Raw genomic sequence first — 21,699 nt, 5'->3', positions numbered from 1 at the left:
CGAAGAAACGGCAACGGCCGGTCCCCGTTGCGGTGTCGTACGACACCCCCCGCAACGCGTCACCTGCGCAGATCGGGGGCGCCCTGCCGGTGGTGGCGTTGCGGCAACGCCCAGGTGGCGGTGGGCGCGGTGTTGACGCTCGCTGCGGGCCCGCGCCGCGCGTCCGCGTCGACGGCGTCCGGCGTCGTGGAGCGCGGGGGCCGCTCCACGACCGGGCGGCGCGGGGGAACTTCGACGCGACGGCGGGGTCAGGCGCCCGCGGTCACGGCCTTGAGTTCGGCGAGCAACTCGCGGATGAGGTGCGTCAAGTCTTCTTCGCCGCCCTCTTCGATCCAGCGCTCGAACGCGACCTTGAACACCGCGACGGCCGCCTCGGCCGTCAGGCGCGCGGTCGGTTCGCCGACGCCGCGGCGGCGCAGGGTGTCGGTGAGCGCGCCGGACAACGAGGCGAGCTTGATGAGCTCGCGTTCGCGGAGTTCGGCGTTGGCGACGATGACGGCCTGCCGCCGGCTGACGTGGTCGAAGCGGTCCTGGAACTGCGCAGCTGCGGCTTCGAGGGCCCCGGTCACCGCGTCGATCGGTGCGGCGGCGTCGGGCGCCTCGGAAACGGTGTGCACGAACAGGTCCTGGAGGGAGCTCGAACCGGCGAACAGGACCTCGCGCTTGTCGGGGAAGTGCCGGAAGAACGTCCGCTCGGTCAGTCCCGCCCGCTTGGCGATCTCCGCCACGGTGGTCTGTTCGTATCCGCGCTCGGTGTAGAGCTCCAGTGCCGCCTGCTCAAGTCGGCCACGTGCGTTGGGCTCCCATCGACTCATGCTCGGCATCCTACGCGATGACAGGGACTGACATCGCTGTGGTACTGTCGATGACAGTCACTGACATCGTTCGACCCTCGGCGATCTCTTTCGGCGGGGGCGAGAGCACTAGGAGTTCCCCTCATGCGCGTATTCGTCACGGGCGCCTCCGGGTTCATCGGTTCCGCCGTCGTTCCCGAGCTCATCGGCGCGGGCCACCAGGTCGTCGGGCTCGCCCGCTCGGACGCCGCGGCCGACGCCTTAACGCACGCCGGTGCCGAGGTGCACCGCGGCGAGCTCACGGACCTCGACAGCCTGCGGGCCGGCGCCGCCGCCGCGGACGGCGTCATCCATCTCGCGTTCATCCACGACTTCTCGCAGTTCCGGGAGGCGGCGCGCACCGATCTCTGCGCCGTCGAGACCCTCGGCGCCGCCCTGGAGGGGTCCGGCCGGCCCCTGGTCATCGCCTCCGGCACACTGGGGATCAGCGAGGGGCGGCCGGCGACCGAACGGGACGCCCCCGACCCGACCACGAGCCCCCGGGCCGCTGCCGCGCAAACCACGCTCGCCCTGGCCGCGCAAGGGGTCCGCTCGTCGGTGCTGCGGCTGCCGCCGTCGGTGCACGGCGAGGGCGATCACGGCTTGGTCGCGTCCCTCATCGCCACCGCCCGCGAGAAGGGCGTCTCCGGCTACATCGGCGGCGGGTCCAACCAGTGGTCCGCCGCACATCGCAGCGACGTCGCCCGACTGTTCCGGCTGGCGCTGGAGGGTGCCCCGGCGGGGTCCGTGCTGCACGGCGTCGCCGAGCAGGGGATACCGGTCCGCACCATCGCCGAGGCGATCGGTCGACACCTCGACCTGCCCGCGCTCCCCGTCTCCCCCGAGTACGCGGAGCGGCACTTCGGCTGGCTCGGGGCCTTCCTCGGGGCTGACGCAGCGGCCTCCAGCGCACTGACCCGCGAGCTCCTGGGGTGGCGGCCGACGCATCACGGGCTCATAGAGGACCTGGAGCAGGGGCACTACTTCCGGGATGCCACGCGCCGCTCCACCGTGGCGTAGCGGCCGCACTCAGGCAGGTCCAACGCGACCGCCGCTGCCACCGACACCGCCCCTGCCCGGCAAGAGGCGGGCACGCAGCGCCTCCCGCACGCGCGGAGCCCCTGGGCGCGTGCGGGAGGCGCGTCACCATCGGGTCAGTCGGTGCAGGTGTCGAGCATCGAGCCCAGCGCCTTCTTCTCGTCGTCGGTGCTGGTCAGCTTCCAGACGGACTTGATGTGGGTGTAGTCCTTGGCGTAGGTGCACCAGAAGGTGTGGTTGGTCGGCTTCCAGTCGGCGGGTCCGCTGTCGCTCTTGGAACTGTTCGAGGATTCCGAGGCGATGAGCAGCTGCGGGTCCTTCAGGTCGTTGCCGAACGCCTTGCGCTGGTCGGCGGTCCAGGTGTCGGCGCCGGACCGCCAGGCTTCGGCGAGCGGAACCATGTGGTCGATGGTGGCCTGGGCGACGTCGGTGACGGTGGCGTCGTCGTAGGCGGAGTACCACGAACCGCTGGCCGGCTGACAGCTGCCCGGCTTGTCCTGGACGTCCTTGCCGTCGCGGGCGAGGACGTCCTGACGCGTGGTGCAACCGTCGGGCTGCTTGGCCCATATGGAGAACTTGTCGCGGGCGTAGCCGTCCATGGAGTGCGGAGTGCCTACGGTCAGCGCTGCCAGTTCGCTGCGCGCGGTGGAGGTCGACGGTGGTGCCGGCGGCTCGGCGAGCGCCGGGGCGGCGGCCAGGCCGACCACTATCACGGCGGCGGCGGACAGCCCGAGGGCAGCACGAGGCATCAAGATCTCCTGAAATGTGGGGGGTTGGAGAGACGCCTTTCGAGGAAACCGCACTTGCCGCGTTGAACGCTACGCGCGTTGAATGGACATGACAATACCTTTCCCCGTCCATTACCAACCCTTGAACACCGGGGCGCGGACCCGTCCCGCCAACCCCACCCGAAGGCCGCCGACTTCGAGCGCACCGCCCGCCCGGGAGGTGCAACGTCATGTCAACGGCCTTGGGGAGCACCGGCGTTCGCGGCAGGGCGCCCTCCGGACTCCCGCCCCGTTTCCGCGGCCCGAGGTGCGGCACCGGGCGGAAGAGGGACGGCGCCCCGCTTCACCGGTCGGCGGACGGCCGGAGGTCAGCCTTGTTGCACGGGGACGACGACCAGTTCGGCGATGTTGACGTGCGGGGGCGCGCCGACGGCGAAGGCCAGGGCGTCGGCGATGTCGTCGGCGGTCAGGGGCTTCAGGTCGGTCCGCATGCGGGCGAGGGTGGACTGCATGGTGGCATCGCGCATGTCGCTGCCGAGTTCCGTGACGGTGACACCGGGTTCGACGTTCTTCACGCGGACGCCTCGGGGGCCCAGTTCGGCGCGCAGGTTGCGGGTCAGGTGGGCCACCGCGGCCTTGGTGGCGCAGTAGACCGACCAGCCGGGGAAGCAGGTGTGGCCGGCCACCGATCCGACGTGGACCAGGTCCGCGGGCCGGCCGGCGGCCGCGGCGGCGAGGAGGTCCTCGGTGAAGGCGCGGGCGGTGTGCACCACGGCGCGCAGATTGAGGTCGATCATGCGGTCCCACTCGTCGGTGCCGGCGGTCTCGAAGGGGGCGCCGAGCATCGCTCCGGCATTGGCGACCACGAGGTCGGCACGGCCGAGGCGTGCGGTGACGGTGCGGGCGGCGGTGTCGACGGCCCCGGGCTCGGTCAGGTCGACGGGTACCGGCAGGACGACCCCGGGGGTGGTTCGTGCCAAGTCGTCGGCCAACGCGCGCAGGCGGTCGGTGCGGCGGCCCAGGAGTGCGACGGCTGCCCCGCCGGCGGCCAGGCGGCGGGCGGTGGCCGCACCGATGCCGCTGGACGCCCCGGTGACGACCGCGACCCGGCCGGACAGGTTCGGGGCGGGGTTGCCGCCACCGACACCACCGGCGTTGACGGTATTGATGGTGTTGTCGGAACTGTTGCTGGGAGGAGTTGCGTTCATGGCTCGACGATGCGGCGGCCGCACTCCGGTGAACAGGCAGGTCTGCTCGCAGGGGTCCCCGTCGTAGGAGTACCACGGCCACCTTCCTGGGCCCCCGCCCCGTCCGCCGGTCCTAGGGTGGTGTCCATGAACAGCGCGAACCCGCTCGGGGAGTACCTGCGTGCCCGCCGTGCCCTGGTCACACCCGACGCCGCGGGATTGCCGGTCTCCCCGCGGCGCCGGGTGGCGGGGCTCCGCAGGGAGGAGGTCGCGACGCTGGCCGGGGTCAGCGTCGACTACTACGTACGACTGGAGCAGGGCCGCGAGCGGAACCCCTCGGTGCAGGTCGTCGAGGCACTCGCCCGGGTCCTGCACCTGGACGAGGAGGCGACGGACCATGTGCACCGGTTGGCGACACCGGCTCCCGCGCGGGTCCGTTCACGGGGCCGCGGCCGGGCACGGTCGGAAGAGGTCAGTCCGGTCCTCTTGCAGCTGATGGCGGGCTGGCACCGCACACCGGCCGTCGTCCTGGGGCGACGGCTGACGGTGCTGGCCCACAACTCCCTGGGCCGGGCGCTGTTCGCCGGCCACACCCACAGCGGTGATCTGGTGCGGCTGGTGTTCCTCGACCCGGACGCCCGGGTGTTCTATCCGGACTGGGAACGCGTGGCGGCCAACACCGTGAGCGGACTGCGCACCGCGGCGGGGGCCGACCCCGATGATCCCGAACTGATAGCGATGGTTGGTGAGTTGTCGCTCAAGAGCTCGGAGTTCCGCCGCCTGTGGGCCCGCCACGACGTCCGTCAGAAGACCCACGAGACCAAGCGCTTCGGGCACCCGCTGGTGGGCGAGCTGACCCTCGCCTACGAGTCGTTGACCGTCAACAGCGCGCCGGGACAACAGCTCGTCGTCTACCAAGCCGCCCCGGGCAGCCCTTCGGAAGAGGCGCTCGCCCTGCTGGGAAGCCTGACCGCCGACCCGCCCGCACACCATCCGGCACCGTCCGGGCAGCCCGCGTCGGGCGAGCAGTAGCTGCCGCCGGGATCTCAGCGGCCGCCGGCTCCGCGCGCTCCCCGCCCCCTCTCCCCCGCTCCCGATCCGCACGCAATTCGTTGGCCCGCACCGGCCGTCGGGTGGCAGGGTGCGGGCATGGACCATCGATCAGAGGTGTTGCTCATCGGCGGGCGGGCGGGGGTCGGCAAGACGACGGTGGGGTGGGAGGTGTCGGCGCGCCTGCGCGCCGGGCCGGTCGCGCACTGCGTCGTCGAGGGCGACTTCATGGCGCAGGCGCATCCCGCTCCGGAGGCGGACCCGCACCGGAGGGAGCTCGCCGCGCGCAATCTCGCGGCGATCTGGTCGAACTACGCGGAGCTCGGGTACCGGCGCCTCGTCTACACCAACACCGTGAGCGTACTGGCGGAGAACGAGGGCATGTTCCGGCGGGCCATGGGCGCGGACGTCAGGATCGTCCGGGTGTTGCTCACCGCGTCGGACGCGACCACCGGGGAACGGCTGACCGGCCGGGAACGCGGCTCGGAGCTGGCGCAGGAGCTGAAGAACAGCGCCTTCAAGGCACGACTCCTGGACGAAGGGGCCCCCGCGGACACGGTGCGGGTGGCGACCGACGGGCGTTCCGTCGTCGACATCGCACACGAGGTGGTGCGCGCCAGCGGTTGGCTGACGTGAGCCGGTGCCGCTGGGTAGGCCCCGCACTCCGCGCACACGCCCCCGTCTGCACGGGGTGCCGTGCCTGGCTCCATTGGGGGAGGTACGGCCCGACGCGGGTCCGTAGCATGCGGCCCATGCGGGAAGTGAGCGGCGGAACGGTGGTGCGGGTGCAGGTGCGGGGGTGGCTGTTCGCCGGGGTGGGCGCCGTCGCGGGGATGCCCGCCGGTGGGCTGGCGCTCGCCGCGGTCCGGCCCGGTCTGCTCGCCGGGGCGCGGCTGCCGGTGTTCCTCGCCGTGTTCGCCGTCGCGGCCTGGGCCATGGGCCTGCCGCACGGGGTACGGCGTGCGGCTGTCCGACTGGCCAACGCCTTGCTGGGGACGGAGCTGCCGCGACCGGTCGGGCCGCCCCGTGCGTGGGGTGACCGGCTGCGGGCGGCGGCGTGGTTGCCGGTCCACACGGTCGTCGGTGGCACGGTCCTGGCCGTGGCCGGGCTGTGCCTGATGGCGGTCGTCGGCCTGCCGGCGGTGTGGCTGGCCGGCGGCGGCGAGGTGGCGCTGCCGTGGCGCGCCGTCGCCGTGCCGCGCGGCCTGCCGGGTGCCTGGACGCTGGTGGCGGCCGCCGGGCTCCTGTTGGCGGCTTGCGCCTGCGCCCAGGCCGGGCGGGTGCTGCTGCGGCGTTGCGCGCCCGTCCTCCTCGGCCCGGGTCCCGCGGAACGGGCCGCCGCGGCCGAGGCGCGGTCGCGGGCGCTGGCGCAGCGCAACCGGCTCGCCCAGGAACTGCACGACTCCCTCGGGCACACCCTGACCGCCTCGACCATCCAGGCTGCCGTGGCCCGGGAGTTGCTGGACCGGGACCCACAGGCGGCCCGCCGCGCCCTCAGCAGCATCGAGGAGACCTCCCGCGCCGCGATGGACGACCTCGACCACGTGATCGGGATCCTGCGCGAGTCGCCGCCGACCACCCGGCCACAGCCCACCCTCGCCGACCTCGACGTGCTCGCCGACCGGGTCCGGCAGACCGGCGCCGTGCTGGCCGTCGAGCGGGAGGGCGACGTGACGCGCGTACCGACCGTGGTGTCCCGGGAGGCGTTCCGCCTCCTCCAGGAGGGGCTCACCAACGCACTCAAGCACGGCGGGACGGGCGACGTGCGGTTGCTCGTGGCCGCTCGTGGCGAGCGGCTGAGGTTGGAGCTGACGAATCCGCTCCGCACCGCGTCCCCCACCGCCCGCGGCAGCCGAGCGGGGCACGGCCTGGCCGGGTGCGCCGAACGCGTGCGGTTGCTGCGCGGCGAGCTGTCCGCCGGACCCACCGGGGACGGCCGCTGGCAGGTCACCGCCGACCTTCCCTCGGGACCGCAGGCATGAACCTCCCGCACACCGCGCACGCCTCCCCCGCCCCCGCCCCCGCCCCGTCGGGCGACCCGTCCGACGCCGACGCGGCGGCCCCGGTCTCGGTACTGGTGGTGGACGACGAGGAGTTGACCCGCGCCGGCCTGCGGGCCCTGCTGTCCGTCCAGCCCGGACTGGAAGTCGTCGGCGAGGCGTCGGACGGCACCGAGGTCCTCCCCCGGGTGCGGCAGTGGCATCCGCAGGTGGTGCTGATGGACGTGCGGATGCCCCGGCTCGACGGCATCGCGGCCACCACACTGCTGCGCGCCGAACTCTCCCGTCCTCCCAAGGTCATCGTGATCACCACCTTCGAGAACGACAGTTACGTCTGGGACGCACTGTTGGCCGGCGCGGACGGCTTCATCCGCAAGCGCGCCCCCGTCGCCCAACTGGTCCAGGCCGTGCGACTGGTGGCGAGCGGCGACTGCCTGCTGTTCCCCGAGGCCGTGCGGCGACTCGCCGCCCAGCATCCCGCGCCGCCCGCCCGCGGCGTCGGGAGCACCGGCGCGGCCGCCCTCACCGTGCGGGAGGAGGAGACCCTGCGGCTGATCGCGCGGGGCCTGTCCAACCAGCAGATCGCGCAGCACATGGCGGTGCGACCGGAGACGGTCAAGACCCATGTCGGCAACGTGCTGGGGAAGTTGCACGCCGACAACCGCACGCACGCGGTCGTCATCGCGTACGAAACGGGCGTGCTGGTGCCTGGGACGGGCGCGAGCGCGGGGCCGGATGACGGCGAGGGACGACGCAGGCGCTGGCCTCGACTGGGCGGCGCTGCCCAGCAGTTGTCGCGATCGTCACCAGCGGAGGGGGCGCCACGCAGTGGTTGCTGAGGGGAGGGCAGGTGGTGAGTGGCCGGAGTCCCTCCGGAACAAACTCCGCTCCCACCGCGTGAGAGGGACATGGCCAGAAGAACCACAGCTCGGCGCCCCGCCGTCCACCTCGCCGGAGTGGGGTGCGTCGGCTGCGTGCTCACCGCGGCCCCGTTCGACGCGATCTTGGTCGCGCTGTTCAGCGGGAGGGTGCCGGTCCTCGTCGCCGTGTCCCTCGTCCCGGCGGACTGGACCACGGTTGCTGTTCTACCCGTGGCGGGAACCGCGCCTGCGCCGCGGCGGCCTGGTCCACACCGTGTCCCGCTCCGACCGCCCCGCCGTCTTGACGGCCGCCCGGCGCGTCCTCTCGACGCTCCGTCCCGCGACGAACGCCGAGCTGTCCCCCCTCTGCGACCAGCCCATCCGGCGTTGAACTGCCAGGCGACAGGGTCGGCACGGGGAGGCCACGGCGTTACGGGCGGGGCTTGTCGGCGAACACCCAGCGGTTCCCCGCCAGCGCGTCGTTCTCCTCGGGCAGCGGGCCGCGGCCGTGCCGCCGGGTGAAGTCGAAGGGGGTGTGGACCGCCGTGGACCACCCCCTGCCCGCCAGGTCGCCGGCCGAGTCGGGGCGCGGTTCGGCGTCGAACAGGTCCAGCAGGTCGATGCCGATCTGGTGCTTCGTCGAGGTGTAGAGCGGACTGTCGCGGTACGCCTGCAAGTTCGGCTCCAGCTTGACCTCGTAGGCCAGGGCGCTGCCGCCCGTGGTCAGCCCGTCGATCGTGTCGATCAGGTACGTCTCGACGGTTCGGGGCAGGTAGAACAGCAACCCCTCGGCCAGCCAGGCACTCGGTGCGTCGGCGTCGAATCCGGCGTCGAGCAGCGCCCCGGCCCAGTCGTCGCGCAGATCGATCGGGATCGGCACGCGCGCCGTCCTCGGCCGGGCCGACACCCCGTCGAGGACCTCGTGCTTGAAGGCCAACACGCCGTGCCTGTCGATCTCGTAGAGCACGCAGTCCGGCGGCCAGTCGAGGCGGTACGCCCGGGTGTCCAACCCCGCGCCGAGCAGCACCACTTGGCGGGCGCCTCCGGCATGCACCGCGTGGTGGAGGAAGTCGTCGAGGACCCTGGTGCGCAGTCCGAAGTAGCGTGCGAACCGCCCCCAGAGGGGATTCGCGTCCCCGTCCGCAACGTGTTCGATGCGGCCCGGCCAGGCCGCGCACGCCGGGGCGGCGCGCACGAAGTGCTCCGCGTAGACGTCCCGGGCCAGGCTGTCGTGGCGGTGCGTCTCGATCGCCCGGGCCGCGGCCACCAGGAGCGCGGTGAGGCCGACGCCTCCGTCCACGCCGTCCGCACCGGTGTTCCGACGGGCCGTGCTGACCATGTGTCCTCCCTCGGCGCGCGGGGCGCCCACGAACTACGGCACGTGCATGACGTTCAGGATCCGTTCGGGCGGTGCGCGACGGGACGGTGGAACGGCGCGAACGTCCGCCGTCCGGCATGCGGTCGCCCGGCTCATCCGCTCCCCGTCATCGGAAGCAGGACGGGCTTGACCACGCGGCCGGCGTCACAGTCGCGTTCGGCCTCGTTGACGTCCGCGAGCGGGTACGTGCGGATCAGTTGGTCGAAGGGGAACCGTCCGGCCTGCCACAGTCCGGTCAGACGCGGAATCAGCAGTGCCGGTACGGCGTCCCCCTCGCAGAGGTGGGAGATCCGCCGGCCCCGGTCCAGGGTCCCAGGTTCCAGCGGCAGCGGGGTGTGAAGCCGGGCGACCAGTGCCAGGTGGCCGGTCGGGCGCAGTGCCCGCAGCGCCTCGTTGATCAGCCGGGCGGACCCCGTGGTGTCCAGTGCGTACTGGGCACCGCCGTCGGTCAGGCGTCGGATGCGCTCGGGCAGGTCGGCCGTCGCGGCGTGCAGCGGGCGCGCGCCGAACCGCTCGGCGAGGAGCAACCGCTGAGGATGACTGTCGACGGCCACGGTCACCGCCCCGCCGGCGGTGGCCGCCATCACCGCGGCCAGCCCCACCGCGCCGGCGCCGAACACCGCGAGGGTGTCTCCGGGGCCGGCGCCGAAGGTGTTCAGGGCCGCTCCGGCGCCGGTCAAGAAGCCGCAGCCGAGCGGTCCGAGCAGGGCGAGAGGGAGGGCGGGGTCGACCCGGACGACGTTGCGGGCCGGGACCACCGCGTACTCGGCGAACGCGGACTGGCCGAACCACCGCGGCGCCAAGGCGTCTCCGGTCGCGTCGGTGAACCGCGCGGCGTGCTCCGTGCGCCCGCCGAAGAGGTTGAGCGCGGCGAAGGAGTCGCAGTAGGCGGGGGCCGCGCCCGTGCAGTTCCGGCACCGGCCACAGGAGTCGAAGCTCAGCACCACGTGGTCGCCGACGTCCAGGCCGGTCTCCGGACCGCCCGTCTGCACGACGACGCCAGCCCCCTCGTGGCCGAGCACCGCAGGCAGCGGTGAGCGGCCCGCCGAACGCCGGACGGCGAGGTCGGTGCGGCACATGCCGCAGCCCGCGATCCGCACCAGGACCTCGTCACGGGCCGGCCCGGTGGTGAGGACCACCTCCTCGACCGCGAACGGACTCTCGTACGCGCGCAGCACCGCCGCGCTGAACCTGATGGTCACGCCGCCTCCGGACGGGGTACGACGAACGGCTCGGGCCCCCGCAGTTCCTCAACCCACCGACTCTGAGGGGGCGGTGGTGACGGTGGTGGCGTGCTCCCGGGCGTGCCGGTCCATCTCGGCGCGGAAGGCGGCCACCAGCTGCGGCTGGATCCTTCCGGCGTTGCGGTCGCCCCCCTCGCAGACCGCCCCGCGCACCCCCACGATGTCGGTGCCGATGCGGGTCAGTGCGCCGAGGTCGGCCTGACCGACGCTGCCGGCGAGGGCCGCGAGCAGACCGGCCTGGTGGGCCAGCCGCACGAACTCCGCGCAGACCTCCGGCGGAACGTGGTCGAACAGCCGCGTCCCGTCCTTGATCGCGGTGTCGAGCATGGCCGCGTCGGCGCCGGAGCGGCGCGCGACGTCGGGCAGCGCGAGCGGGTTGACGCAGCCGATCCGGTGGGCGTCGGCGTAGCCCGAGGCGACGACGCACGCGCCCGGCCGGTGGTCCTTCACGGCCCGGACGACCCCGCGCATGACCTCGATGGCCTGCTCCGGCGTCGTGCACCCGTAGAGGCCGACCTTGATGTACGTGGCGCCGGAGACGACTGCGCCGAGCGCGGCCTGGGCCACCGTGCCGGGCTTGAACGGCACGTCCCCCACGGTGGCGGAGACCGGCTTGTCCGCGGGGACCGCGGCGCGGATCTCTCTGATGACCCAGGGGAAGTTCGCGCCGAGCGAGCCCTCGTCGGGCTTCTTGACGTCGACGATGTCGAGGTGCTCCGCCGCCTTCGCACACGTGAGGGCTTCTTCGACGCCGTCCGGGGAGATGAGAAGCAACAACGTGGACTCCTTCCGCCGCATGTGCACCTGGCCGGGGGCAGGTGTGCGGAGTCGCCTGGCTCGCTCGGGGTGTGCACATCATTGCCGTGCCCCAGCGCCCCCGGTAGGGGCGCGCGGAGTCCCACAGCTCGTGGCCACGCGCACCCCAGTGCGCCGTCCGCGCCGGTCCGAACGCCGGGGCGGGGCGCGCCGTCGGACGACGGCCGGCTGACCGTGGCTTGGCCTCGGTCAGCCGGCCAACAGCGCCTTCAGGCCGAGGGCAGTCGCCGGGTGGTGCCTGGCCGGTGCCGCGCCGCACTTTCCAGGGGTGTGCGCCCCGCTGTGTTCTCCCGCGCCGCGCCGGGTCAGTGCACCGCCGTCCCCCGGTCCCGTCCCGGCCCCGCCTCGGGCTCCCTCATGTGGCGTGCCAGCCGGACCAGCGGGTCACGGCCACTTCGACGACGGGCCCGGCAGGTGGGCGCCCGGCGTACTGCACGGGGTACTTCGCCGCCAACAGGCGTACGTAGTGTTCGGCGGGCGCGGAGGCGTCCGCGGGTGGCAGCACGGTGGCGGTCCCGTCCGCCCGTGCCCACCACAGCCGGTCCCAGTCCTCGTCGTAGGCGTCGACGAGCAGACAGACCTGCGGGCGGGCCCGCATGTTGGCCAGTCGTTTGAGTTCGGCGGTCCGCTTGGGCTTGTGGTCCACGGCGAAGGCGAGGTGGTCGCCCGTCAGGACGAAGACGACCGGGACCAGGTGCGGGTGGCCGTCGGTGTCCGCCGTGGCGAGGCGGGCGATCCGCGAGGCGGCGAAGCACTGCCTGGCCCGCCCGCTCGTCATCGCCGGCACGGCTGTTCCGTTCCCGTTCCCGTTCCTGTTCCCGTTCCCGTCACCGGAAGCGCCCCGCGACCTCGGCGAACCGGTCGAGGTGGGTCAGCGTCTCGGCCTCCGGCACCGTGGGCAGGGAGAACAGCAGCCGTTCCACGTCGAGCCGGGCGTACTCCTCGATGACGGCGGGGTCGGCGGGCACCCCGTAGACGGTCACCGGCACGTCGCGGCCCGCGGTGTTCCGCATTCGTGCGATCTGCGGGCCCAGTTGGCCGGGCGGCACGCCGTTGGCCAACCAGGCGTCGCCGAGGGCGGCGACCCGGGGGAACGCGCCCTCGCCACCGCCCACGTAGATCGGCGGGTGGGGCCGTTGGACCGGCTTGGGCCAGGAGTAGACCGGGTCGAAGTCCACGAATTCGCCGTGGAACTCGGCCTTCTCCTGCGTCCACAGTTCCCGGATGGCCCGCAGTCGCTCGTCCACCAGGCGGCCCCTGGTCCGCGGATCCGTCCCGTGGTTGGCCATCTCCTCCTCGTTCCAGCCGACGCCGATGCCGAAGACGGCCCGGCCGCCGGAGACCAGGTCCAGGGAGGCCACCTCCTTGGCGGTGGTGATCGGATCCCGTTGGACCACCAGCGCGATGCCGGTGCCCAGCAGGATCCGGTCGGTGACCGCGGCCGCCGCGGCCAGCGCGACGAACGGGTCGAGGGTGCGGTAGTAGATCTCGGGAAGCTCCCCGCCTCGGGGGTACGGCGTACGACGTGCCACCGGGATGTGGGTGTGCTCGGCGACGAACAGGGAGTCGAGGCCGCGTTCTTCCACGGCGCGCGCCAGTGCGGTCGGCGCGGTGCCTCGGTCGGTGAGGAAGGTCGATACACCGAATCTCACGGCGGCTCCTTCGGTCCGGAGGGTTTCGGGCGCCCGGTCGGCGACCTCTGCCGAGGTACCCCGACCGGCCCCGCCGCAACAATCCGTCCCGCCAACCGGGCGATCGCCGGCCCGGCACCGGCCCCGCGGCCCGTCAGTGGTCGACGGTGACGACGATCTTCCCGATCTGTGCGCCCGCTTCCATGTAGCGGTGCGCCTCGCTGATCTCCTCCAGGCCGAAGACCCGGTCCACGACCGGTTTGAAGGCCCCTGTACGCAGCCCCGACGCGACGAACGCCTCGGCCCGGCGCAGTCGTTCCGGGTCGGCGGTGGTCTCGAAGAGGGTGTAGGTGCGCATGTTCAGAGCGGGCATCCCCAGCTCGAACGCCGGGTAGGGCGTGACCTCGCCGCTCAGGGCGCCGTACTCGAAGAGCGTGCCGCCGGGCGCGACCACCTTGGCCAGGTCCAGCACACCGGGACCGGCGATCGCGTCGAAGACGAATTCGGCACCCCGGCCTCCGGTCAGCTCACGCACCCGCGCCACCACGTCCTCCTCGTCGGTGACGACCACGTCCGCCGCACCCGCCGCGAGCAGGGCGTCCTTCTTGACCGCGGTGCGGGTCGTGGCGATCGGCACCGCTCCGACGCGCAGCGCGATCTGGATCGCGGCCAGGCCGACGCTGCTGGAGGCCGCGGTCACCACGACGGTGTCCCCGGCGCGCATGCCGCCGACCTCCACCAGGGCGCCGTAGGCCGTCAGGTAGGGCATCCAGACCGCTGCGCCGGCGACCGCGTCGAGCCCGTCGGGGCGACGCACGACAGCGGCCGCGGGCACCAGCGCCCGCTCGCCGTAGACGCCGTAGTCGTTCATCGAGAACGCCGGCACCACGCTCACCGCCTGGCCGACCTTGAGTCCGGTCACCCGGGAGCCGACGGCCTCGACCACGCCGGCGGCCTCCGTTCCCAGGCGGGCGGGAAACTGCTTGACCTGCTCGATGTAGGTACCGCTGCGGAAGAGCACCTCGGCGCGGTTGAGGCCGATCGCCTCGACGCGCAGGGCCACCTCGTCGGGCCCGGGTTCGCCGATCTCCACGTCCTCCAGCCGCAGCACTTCCGGCCCGCCGAGTTCGTGGAACCGCACCGTTCTGGCCATGACGCCTCGTCCTTCCGTTCGGTGACGGCGACGCCGATCCGGGTCGCCGTGCCTTACCCAAACCAAAAGTTCGACCAGTGTCAAACTTCGACATGCATCAAACCTTGATGGTCATCAAAGTTCGACGCGTGTCGTACCATGTGTGCGGGAGGCCAACGGACGATCGGGAGGTCACGGGCGATGACGGCAGCAGAGCGAGCCGGCAGGGACCGCACCCCGCCGCACCCGGACCTCGCCACGATCACCCTCCAGCAGGTACTGGAGGCACTGGTCGATCCGGTGCGCCGCTGCATCGTCAGGCACCTCCACGCCGCCAGCCACGACGTCGCCTGCGGCACGATCGACCTGCCGGTGAGCAAGTCGACCGCCACCCACCACTTCCACGTGCTCCGCGAGGCCGGCCTGATCCGCCAGTACTACGCCGGCACCTCCCGCATGAACGCCCTGCGCCTGGAGGAGTTCGACCGGGCCTTCCCCGGACTCCTCCCGGCACTCCTGGCGCAGCGCGACGTCGCCCCCGGCGCGTGAGGGAAGAGCACCCCGGGCACCCCACCCGCCCGTCGTGAGTGACCCGGCGGCGCACGCCGCGAGCAGCGGCGGGGCTCAGCCCCCTGGGGCGCGCCCCTCGGCGCGGATCCGCTCCCGGAGGCGTTCGCCCTCCCCCTCGACGTCCGCGCGGCACCGGCCCAACTCCCGAAGATCGACGGCGAGGTTCCAGCGCGTCCGAGCGAGCCGCAGCAGGCAGGCGCCGGGGTCGTCGTCGGCCAACACGGGGGAGAGTGCGACCGCGCCCTCCTGGCACGCCACCGCATCCGACAGTCGGCAGCCGACCAGACTCACCCAGCGGCAGAGAGATGCCGACCAGACTCACGGCCGGTCCGGCATGGTGCGCGCCGCCCTCGGCCTCGGCCAGCACGCGGTGGGGGGTCAACGCCTCCTCGTAGACCGGCAGCCGCCCCCCAACGGCCTGGCAGCCCACCGCGCATGGCGCACTCGTTCAGACCACCGGCCGGTTCGTCGAGGTTGGCGGCGAAGGCGGCACGGTGTCGCGCAGGGTCCCGAGCCGGGCACGGCCTCCGCCACCGGAACCGCCACCGGAACGCCCCACGGCTTCAAGTCCGCCCAGGGGAGGGGTTCTTGAAGTCGCTCCCCCGTTCACGCCGCCTTTCCAACGCCGGCCCTCGGGCAGCGGAACGGAACACCGGCACGGACCGACACCCCGTTCGCCAGGCGGGCCATCCGGCGGTGCATCCAGGCGGGTTCGCGCTTCCCGCCCCAAATCCCTTGAGGACGCGCCGGGAGCACGACGGCTTCACAAGCGCACAACCTCGTAAGCTCTTACTCAACGCTAGGGAGCTCGGACCCAACGGTGCGGCGGCCGATGCCGCCCGCTCGGGACTCCCCAGGTGGAACCGTCGCTGTTCTCCGCGTTCACGAGAGGGGCTTCCTATGCAGACCCTGGAGGGCCGCCCGCAGACACCCCGCCGATTCCCACACCCGTGGCGCCGCTACGGTCGGCTCGTCGCCACGAACTTCTTGCGCGGCGCGTCCTACGCGTGCGGCACCGGCGTCATCGGCTTCGCGGTCTGGTGGGCCCAGAACCGCTGACCGGCCACACCCGGACGACCGACACCGCCGACCGCCCCCGGCGCAGCCGACCCGCGCCGCGCCCGCACACCGTTGGAGCTCCGTGTCCCCCAACACCACCCGGTGCCACCTGAGTTCGCCGGCATCGGGCAGAATCGGCCCATGCTGAAGGTCGGTTCCGTGGTGTTGGGTGTGGCGGACGTGCCCCGTGCGGCCGCGTTCTGGAGGGCTGCGCTGGGGTACGTCCCACGGGAGGAGATGACGGACGACTGGGTGGTCCTGGTGCCCGAGAACGGGTCGGGACGCAGTTGTCCCTCGGACTGAGCGAGTCTCCCGTCCAGCCGCGCCCGCGGGTCCACCTCGACCTGTACGCGCGGGACGCCGCCGATCAGGCCGCCGAGGTCGAGCGCTTGCTGGCACTGGGCGCCCGGCCCGTCGAGTGGGATGACTACCCGGACGACGCCGACTTCGTCGTGCTCGCCGACACCGAGGGCAACCGCTTCTGCGTCATCGACACCGGGCACGGTTGACCGTCCCAGGTATCGCGGGGCTAGCCTGACCGGATGCCGTTGCGTCTGCGTCGTTCGGCCCGCGCGCTCGTACTCGACGACCTCGATCGCCTCCTGCTGTGCAGACACACGCTCCGCGAGCAGGGGGCAGCGGTCTGGGCCGCCCCCGGCGGCCGTATCGCTCCGCACGAGGATCCGCTGACCGCGCTGCGGCGTGAACTGCGCGAGGAGGTGGGCCTCGTGGTGCAGCACGACCCGCCGCACGTGTGGCACCAGGAAGTCGTCGGCGCCGGGTACGCGGTCGGGCACGACGGCGTGGTCAACGACTACTTCCTCGTACGGACGGCCGGGTTCACGCCGTGCGGTGCGCTGACCGCGGCGGAGCTGGCGGCGGAGTGCATCGTGGGCGTGAAGTGGTGGACGCCGGCGGAGATCTCCGCCTACCGCGGGCCCGACCTGTTCTCTCCCCGAGAACTCGGCACCCCGCTGCGGGAGCTGCTCGGCACGGGCGTCCCCGACGAGCCGCTGCTGCTCGGACTCTGAGCGACCGGACCATGGGTGGACCCGTACAACTTTTTGGGCCGGTCACCCCGAACGTATGATGGCGCCATGACCGATGCCACCAGTGACCGCGCGCCGCTCGGCCGGCGCGAGCGCAAGAAGGCCGCCACGCGCAAGGCGCTGGCCGACGCGGCCCTGCAGCTCTTCGTCGAGCGCGGTTACGACCAGGTGGGCATCCGGGACGTCGCCGAGGCCGCCGACGTGTCCACCACCACGCTGTTCAAGCACTTCCCCAGCAAGGAGGCGCTCGTCTTCGACGAGGGCGAGGAGATCAGGGCAGACCTGCTCGCCGCGGTGCGGCACCGCCCGACCGGCCAGTCCATCCCGGGCGCCCTGCGCGACCACGTACTGCACGCCCGGCTCCGCAAGGGGACCGACGCCGATCCGCAGTTCGCCCGGTTCCTCGAACTCATCGACGACACCCCCGCGCTGCGCGACTACGCCCGCCGGATGTGGCTCCAGCACGAGGTCGACCTGGCGGCGGCGATCGCCGACGAGAGCGGTGTGCCCGAGGGCGACCCGACGTGCCGGGCGCTGGCGCGCTTCGCCTTGGAGGCCCGGGACCTCGGCCACGGCACTCCGGACCCCGACGCCGCCATCGCGCGCGCCTTCGACCTGCTCGAACAGGGCTGGGCCGGGCGGCCCGACGCTCCCGCCGAGCAGGACTGACCCCTGGCCCGCCCGCGCCCCTTCCTGCCGTGCGGCAGCCCTCCCCCCACGCGGCACACCACCGAGGGCGCTCACCCCGCGGTCGCCTCCTCCGCGGCCCGACGACGGCGGTATTCGGCGGCCCTGGTCAGGTAGTTCTCGTGCTCCCGGGCGTGGTTCGGGGGGAGGTGCGGCGCGTCCGGTGGCGTGGTCGCGAAGAACCGCCTGAGCCCTTCGTTCGCCCCTGCCGCGAGCTCTCCGGAACGGGGGAACATCGCCGCCTCGTAGCGCGCGACGGCCTCGTCGACGGTGGCCTCCTTGGCCACGGCGCGCGCGAGTTCCGCACCGTCGAGCAGGGCGAGGTTGGCTCCGTGGCCGCCGAACGGGGCCATGAGGTGCGCGGCGTCGCCGATCAGGGTGGCGCCGGGCACCGGGTCCCACGTCAGCGGGGCGGGCAGGGCCCAGAAGGAACGCGGGACGTGGGCGCTGTCGTTGTCGGTGAGCAGCGGGCGCAGGTCCGCGGACCAACCGCCGAACTCCCGCAGCAGGTGGGAGCGGACGGCCGCCCGGTCGGTGAGGTCGAGGTCGGCCTCGATGTGCCAGTCGGGCCCGGCGCGGAAGGCCAGGTAGCCGCGGACCACGCCGTTGCTGTTGCGCTGGACGATCACCGCGCGGCCGTCGCCGTCGCTGGCGAACAGGTGCCCCTCGCCGACGAGCGCGGCGACCTCGGGGTGTCGGACGTCGACGTCGTCGAAACGGACGTCGAGGAAGGCGACGCCCAAGTACTCCGGCGTGGCGTCGGTGAGCAGGGAACGCACCCTGGACCGGGCGCCGTCGGCGCCGATGACGAGGTCCGCTTCGGCGCTGGCGCCGTTGGCGAAGGCGAGGTGGTGCGCGCCACCGCCCGTGGGTGTCGCCCCGAGGAGTTCGTGTCCCCATCGGACGGTGCCCGGCAGCAGGCTGTCGTGGAGCATCGCGCGTAGTTGGCCGCGGTCGACCTCGGGGGCGGTCTCATCGCCCTCGGCGGGGACGAACGCGGCGAGGACGGTGCCGTGGTGGTCCCGGCGGGTCTTGGCCTGCCCCTCCGGCCGGGCCAGGGCCGTGAAGGCGTCCATGAGGCCGGCGTCTTCGAGGGCGATCTGGCCGGAGTCGGCGTGCAGGTCGAGCGTGCCGCCCGGGTCGCGGGAGTCGACGGCGGCATCGGCGTCGTAGACGGTGGCGGCGATGCCGTGGCCCTGGAGGACGCGGGCGCAGAGCAGGCCGCCCGGCCCGCCGCCGATGATCGCGATGCGGGGATCGGTCTTCATGGTGGGTCCTTCCCTCGGGTGCCGCGGGCCCGCAGGGAGGCACTGCCAGCGCGCCCCCGTGGTCGATCGCACCGATCCGCCCGCCTCTCCACAGTAAGCGCAACGACTCACAAAGTGCAACCGGTCAACTTTTGAATCGACACAACCAACAACTTCAACTGATCAATTGATATTGACAGTCCAGCTTGAATATATTTAGCGTCGGAGCATGAGCGAGAGCATCGACGCCCTCCTTGCGGAGTCGGCGGTCCGGGCGGCCGCCGACGTGCGGATCGCGTTCAGTCGTCTGAAACGGCGGTTGAAGGAACGGGCCACCGACGAGGACCTCACCCCCGCACAGGCATCGGTCCTGGCACGCCTGGACGCACGGGGATCGGCATCGGCCAGTGAACTGGCGACCGGGGAGCGGGTCAGTCCACAGTCCATGGCGAAGACCGTCGAGGCGTTGGTGCGGGCCGATCTGGTCGTCCGCCACCCCGACCCGCTCGACGGCCGCAGGCAACTGATCACACTCACCGTCGTCGGCCGCGGCCGGCGCCAGGGCGACCGGTGGGCCCGCCAGGAATGGCTCGCCCAGTCACTCCAGGAACGGTGCACCGAACAGGAACTCCGCACGATCAGTGCGGCGATGGCCCTGTTGGACGAGGTGGCCCGGTCATGACCGGCCGCCCCGCACACCTCCAGGCGCCGCGGCGCACCACGGACCACGGACCACGGCGAGTTCGACCGCAACCCGATCGCACCCATGGTCCCCGGGTCGATCCGACCATGGAGGTCGGGTCCGAGGTCGGGGGTCACCATCTCGCGCTGGGAGCCGTTCGGAACACCCTTAAGGGTGGCAGCCTTCGGTCTGTCCGCTCTGGTGCGGCTCAGGCATCCTCAGCGCTGTCAGCATCAGTGGGGTGAGGGCCCTCCGCCGTGGAGTTCCAGAGCCGTTGTCCCGGTTCGAAGTCGTATGCCAACAGGGCCAAGTCGTCGGCGTTCGGGGGCCAGTCAGTGCCAGCCAGTACGTCATGGAACGCGACAACGAGCCTGTCCGTCTCCGACGTGGCTTGCCGCGCCTGCACGATGACCACATCGAGGGTCGCCCCACACCGGGTCGGGCAAAGGCGCGACGTCGCAGCCTCCAGCTTCGTGTACTCCCGCGAGGGAACGTTCAAGAATTCACACAGCGGGCAGATCTCGTAGACCTGGACCAGGAGGCCACGGCCTTCGGGTTCGCCTTCCGCGGTCGTCATCGTTCCTGTTCTCCCTCATCAGTCCAGCACCGCCCTCGCGCCCTGAGGCGTCACTGGCGACGGGCCTCGGCGCCTGCTTCGCCATCGCCCTCCGCGTCCCCGACGTGTGGCACTCCTGGGACACCGAGACCGACGCAGCCCAGAACCGGCTTCAGCTCACGGATGGACAAGCCGCCTCATGTGCCGCCGTCGACTACGACGGCCGGCGGAACGAGCAGTTCCGCGTCTCCCAACACGGGCCGTGACGCCTCTGGGAGGAATTCAACGCCGCCACGAGCGAGGGCACCAAACCGGCCAGCCTCCCGTTGGTCGTCACGGAGTCACCAACGGACCACATGGACATCAACTTTGGACCGACCAGCCCGACGATGCCCTCTCCCTCCGAGAGGCACCGGAATCCGTGATGTCAACGATCGCCGAAGTCCCACGTGGACGTCGTTAGCGCAGCGTGCACACCCGACTTGGCCTCCGGTCCACTCCCGGTGAGCCCCGAAGCCGTCACGGGATGATCCTGGTTCGCCGAGCGGAGCACCGTCACGGTCGCCGCGATCCGGCGCTGGCTGCGTTCCGTTCATGACCTGCACGGCGCTGTCGAGCACTCCCGGCGAAGCCGGCCACGCCCCCGCATCCGATCCGCACAGTCCCCGGACCGCCGCTGGAAGGAGTGCAACACGCACGCGCCCGGAAGAGTGCCCACAACAGCGACAACGCTCGCCGGGACAGCTTCCATGCCTGAAGCGACACCCGCTACGCAACGGACGCCACGGGGCATCGACGACCGGCCGTCGTTCGTCCCGCGGTAGGAGGCGGGGGACGAACGCTGACCGGCGCTGGGAGTTCAGGGGCGGACGAGTACCTTCAGGGCCTCGCGCTCGGCCATGGCCCGGTAGCCGTCCGGGACGTCGTCCAGCCCGATGGTGCGGTCGAAGACCGCGGAGGCGTCGAGGCGCCCGGACAGCACGTCCGGCAGGAGTTCGGGCGCGTGGGCGCGGGCCGGGGCGGTGCCGCCGGCGAGGGTGACGTTGCGGCGGTAGAACCGGCGCACGTCGACGCCCTCGCCGTCCTGCGGCACCCCGACGTAGCCGACGGCGCCACCGGGACGCGCCATGTCCAAGGCATCCCGTAGTGCCTCGCCGGTGCCGACGCACTCCAGGACCGCGTGCGCCCCGTGGCCGCCGGTGAGCTCCCTGACCCGCTCCACGGCCGCCGCGCCGCGCTCCGGTACCACCTCGACGGCCCCGAACCGGCGCGCCAGTTCCGTCCGTCGGGCGTGCCGCCCCAGGATGACGATGCGTTCCGCGCCCAGCCGGGCCGCGGCCAGTACGCCGCACAGGCCGACCGCGCCGTCACCCACCACCGCGACCGTGGCCCCGGGGCGCACGCGCGCCGCGAGCGCGGCGTGGTGCCCCGTGCACAGCACGTCCGACAGGGCCAACACCGCGGGCAGGCGAGGGTCGTCCGGTCCCATGGGCAGGGGCACGAGCGTGCCGTCCGCCTGCGGCACCCGCACCGCCTCGCCCTGCCCGCCGTCCAGTTCGCCACCCCAGAAACCGCCGTTCGGGCAGCAGTTGGGCAGGCCGTCGCGGCAGAACTCGCAGGTGCCGTCGGACCACTTGAAGGGCGCGAGGACGAGGTCGCCGCGACGTACGGCGGTGACCTCGGCGCCCACCTCCTCGACCACGCCGATGAACTCGTGGCCGATCCGCACGCCGGCCGTGGACGGCGGCAACTTCCGGTAGCGCCACAGGTCGCTGCCGCAGATCGCGGCGTGGGTGACCCGCACCACGGCGTCGGTCGGCTGCACGACTCGGGCGTCCGGCACCTGGCACACCCGTACGTCCCCCGCCCCGAACATCACTGCTGCCCGCACGCTCGCACTCCTCGTCTCGCTGGTCACGGTCCGTCCGGTCGTGGGGCGACGGAGGGCGACC

The 21,699-nt window shown here is 72.6% G+C and carries 23 protein-coding genes and 1 pseudogene; 11 read left to right on the top strand and 13 right to left on the bottom strand.

Features of this window, described 5'->3' with window-relative positions; all coding sequences use genetic code 11:
• Positions 1-248 precede the first annotated feature (248 nt).
• Entirely contained in the window at positions 249-815 is a 567-nt protein-coding gene (locus ACJ6WD_RS08810; protein WP_233655546.1) for a TetR/AcrR family transcriptional regulator, read from the bottom strand.
• Positions 816-938: 123 nt separating this feature from the next.
• Here ACJ6WD_RS08810 and ACJ6WD_RS08805 point away from each other — a divergent pair, with 123 nt between their 5' ends.
• Positions 939-1,853 carry an SDR family oxidoreductase gene (locus ACJ6WD_RS08805; protein WP_407615445.1) on the top strand — a complete coding sequence of 305 codons (915 nt, stop codon included), beginning with the start codon at positions 939-941 and terminating at the stop codon, positions 1,851-1,853.
• 134 nt (positions 1,854-1,987) lie between these two features.
• Here the strand turns inward: ACJ6WD_RS08805 and ACJ6WD_RS08800 are convergent, their stop codons facing one another.
• Entirely contained in the window at positions 1,988-2,620 is a 633-nt protein-coding gene (locus ACJ6WD_RS08800) for a DUF1524 domain-containing protein (RefSeq protein ID WP_233655548.1), read from the bottom strand.
• A 347-nt stretch (positions 2,621-2,967) separates the two neighbouring features.
• Complete coding sequence (locus tag ACJ6WD_RS08795; protein WP_407615444.1) at positions 2,968-3,807, bottom strand: SDR family oxidoreductase; 840 nt, start codon at positions 3,805-3,807, stop codon at positions 2,968-2,970.
• Positions 3,808-3,933: 126 nt separating this feature from the next.
• On the opposite strand from ACJ6WD_RS08795, the gene ACJ6WD_RS08790 reads away from it, so the two are divergent.
• From ACJ6WD_RS08790 to ACJ6WD_RS08775, 4 genes are all read left to right on the top strand, one after another.
• Complete coding sequence (locus tag ACJ6WD_RS08790) at positions 3,934-4,818, top strand: helix-turn-helix domain-containing protein (RefSeq protein WP_407615443.1); 885 nt, start codon at positions 3,934-3,936, stop codon at positions 4,816-4,818.
• Positions 4,819-4,935: 117 nt separating this feature from the next.
• Complete coding sequence (locus ACJ6WD_RS08785; RefSeq protein ID WP_233655551.1) at positions 4,936-5,472, top strand: AAA family ATPase; 537 nt, start codon at positions 4,936-4,938, stop codon at positions 5,470-5,472.
• 116 nt (positions 5,473-5,588) lie between these two features.
• Positions 5,589-6,818 (top strand): sensor histidine kinase, encoded by a 1,230-nt coding sequence (locus ACJ6WD_RS08780; RefSeq protein WP_407615442.1) that lies wholly within the window; start codon positions 5,589-5,591, stop codon positions 6,816-6,818.
• Positions 6,815-7,675 (top strand): response regulator, encoded by an 861-nt coding sequence (locus ACJ6WD_RS08775; protein WP_376440103.1) that lies wholly within the window; start codon positions 6,815-6,817, stop codon positions 7,673-7,675. The genes ACJ6WD_RS08780 and ACJ6WD_RS08775 overlap by 4 nt, the downstream gene beginning before the upstream one ends.
• A 451-nt stretch (positions 7,676-8,126) precedes the next feature.
• Here the strand turns inward: ACJ6WD_RS08775 and ACJ6WD_RS08770 are convergent, their stop codons facing one another.
• From ACJ6WD_RS08770 to ACJ6WD_RS08745, 6 genes are all read right to left on the bottom strand, one after another.
• Entirely contained in the window at positions 8,127-9,035 is a 909-nt protein-coding gene (locus tag ACJ6WD_RS08770; protein ID WP_407615441.1) for a class I SAM-dependent methyltransferase, read from the bottom strand.
• Positions 9,036-9,166: 131 nt separating this feature from the next.
• Positions 9,167-10,270: an NAD(P)-dependent alcohol dehydrogenase gene (locus ACJ6WD_RS08765; RefSeq protein ID WP_331248292.1), complete on the bottom strand. Its 1,104-nt coding sequence runs from the start codon at positions 10,268-10,270 to the stop codon at positions 9,167-9,169.
• A gap of 54 nt (positions 10,271-10,324) precedes the next feature.
• The gene (locus tag ACJ6WD_RS08760; protein WP_407615440.1) at positions 10,325-11,095 is read right to left on the bottom strand and encodes a (5-formylfuran-3-yl)methyl phosphate synthase; all 771 of its coding nucleotides are present in this window, start codon (positions 11,093-11,095) and stop codon (positions 10,325-10,327) included.
• Positions 11,096-11,489: 394 nt separating this feature from the next.
• A complete protein-coding gene (locus tag ACJ6WD_RS08755; RefSeq protein WP_407615439.1) occupies positions 11,490-11,921 on the bottom strand; it encodes a TIGR03668 family PPOX class F420-dependent oxidoreductase in 432 nt (143 codons plus the stop codon).
• 40 nt (positions 11,922-11,961) lie between these two features.
• The gene (locus tag ACJ6WD_RS08750; RefSeq protein WP_407615438.1) at positions 11,962-12,786 is read right to left on the bottom strand and encodes an LLM class F420-dependent oxidoreductase; all 825 of its coding nucleotides are present in this window, start codon (positions 12,784-12,786) and stop codon (positions 11,962-11,964) included.
• A gap of 133 nt (positions 12,787-12,919) precedes the next feature.
• Positions 12,920-13,918, bottom strand: coding sequence for a zinc-dependent alcohol dehydrogenase family protein (locus tag ACJ6WD_RS08745; RefSeq protein ID WP_407615437.1), 999 nt, complete (start codon positions 13,916-13,918; stop codon positions 12,920-12,922).
• A gap of 180 nt (positions 13,919-14,098) precedes the next feature.
• Here ACJ6WD_RS08745 and ACJ6WD_RS08740 point away from each other — a divergent pair, with 180 nt between their 5' ends.
• Positions 14,099-14,446 (top strand): ArsR/SmtB family transcription factor, encoded by a 348-nt coding sequence (locus tag ACJ6WD_RS08740; RefSeq protein WP_407615436.1) that lies wholly within the window; start codon positions 14,099-14,101, stop codon positions 14,444-14,446.
• Between the two features lie 75 nt (positions 14,447-14,521).
• Here the strand turns inward: ACJ6WD_RS08740 and ACJ6WD_RS08735 are convergent, their stop codons facing one another.
• Positions 14,522-14,758, bottom strand: a complete 237-nt coding sequence (locus tag ACJ6WD_RS08735; protein WP_376440089.1) for a hypothetical protein — start codon at positions 14,756-14,758, stop codon at positions 14,522-14,524.
• A gap of 609 nt (positions 14,759-15,367) precedes the next feature.
• On the opposite strand from ACJ6WD_RS08735, the gene ACJ6WD_RS08730 reads away from it, so the two are divergent.
• From ACJ6WD_RS08730 to ACJ6WD_RS08715, 4 genes and pseudogenes are all read left to right on the top strand, one after another.
• Positions 15,368-15,526, top strand: a complete 159-nt coding sequence (locus tag ACJ6WD_RS08730) for a hypothetical protein (protein ID WP_233655561.1) — start codon at positions 15,368-15,370, stop codon at positions 15,524-15,526.
• A gap of 141 nt (positions 15,527-15,667) precedes the next feature.
• Positions 15,668-16,035 (top strand): annotated as a pseudogene (locus ACJ6WD_RS08725) (VOC family protein).
• Between the two features lie 33 nt (positions 16,036-16,068).
• On the top strand, positions 16,069-16,557 hold the full coding sequence (locus ACJ6WD_RS08720; protein WP_376440086.1) for an NUDIX domain-containing protein: 489 nt from the start codon (positions 16,069-16,071) through the stop codon (positions 16,555-16,557).
• A gap of 66 nt (positions 16,558-16,623) precedes the next feature.
• A complete protein-coding gene (locus ACJ6WD_RS08715; protein ID WP_407615435.1) occupies positions 16,624-17,244 on the top strand; it encodes a TetR/AcrR family transcriptional regulator in 621 nt (206 codons plus the stop codon).
• A 71-nt stretch (positions 17,245-17,315) separates the two neighbouring features.
• Here ACJ6WD_RS08715 and ACJ6WD_RS08710 read toward each other — a convergent pair whose 3' ends face one another.
• Positions 17,316-18,530, bottom strand: coding sequence for an FAD-dependent oxidoreductase (locus ACJ6WD_RS08710; RefSeq protein WP_407615434.1), 1,215 nt, complete (start codon positions 18,528-18,530; stop codon positions 17,316-17,318).
• A 208-nt stretch (positions 18,531-18,738) separates the two neighbouring features.
• Here ACJ6WD_RS08710 and ACJ6WD_RS08705 point away from each other — a divergent pair, with 208 nt between their 5' ends.
• The gene (locus ACJ6WD_RS08705; RefSeq protein ID WP_407615433.1) at positions 18,739-19,191 is read left to right on the top strand and encodes a MarR family winged helix-turn-helix transcriptional regulator; all 453 of its coding nucleotides are present in this window, start codon (positions 18,739-18,741) and stop codon (positions 19,189-19,191) included.
• Between the two features lie 208 nt (positions 19,192-19,399).
• On the opposite strand, the gene ACJ6WD_RS08700 is transcribed toward ACJ6WD_RS08705, so the two are convergent.
• Together ACJ6WD_RS08700 and ACJ6WD_RS08695 are read right to left on the bottom strand one after the other, a co-directional pair.
• Positions 19,400-19,768: a hypothetical protein gene (locus ACJ6WD_RS08700; RefSeq protein WP_376437014.1), complete on the bottom strand. Its 369-nt coding sequence runs from the start codon at positions 19,766-19,768 to the stop codon at positions 19,400-19,402.
• Between the two features lie 838 nt (positions 19,769-20,606).
• Entirely contained in the window at positions 20,607-21,638 is a 1,032-nt protein-coding gene (locus tag ACJ6WD_RS08695) for a zinc-dependent alcohol dehydrogenase family protein (protein ID WP_331248269.1), read from the bottom strand.
• Positions 21,639-21,699: the final 61 nt, after the last annotated feature.

Source organism: Streptomyces sp. VTCC 41912 (genome assembly GCF_045799175.1).
Classification (GTDB): Bacteria; Actinomycetota; Actinomycetes; order Streptomycetales; family Streptomycetaceae; genus Streptomyces; species Streptomyces albulus_C.
Note: the sequence above shows the minus strand (reverse complement) of the source record. Positions and strands in the feature narration are given on the sequence as shown.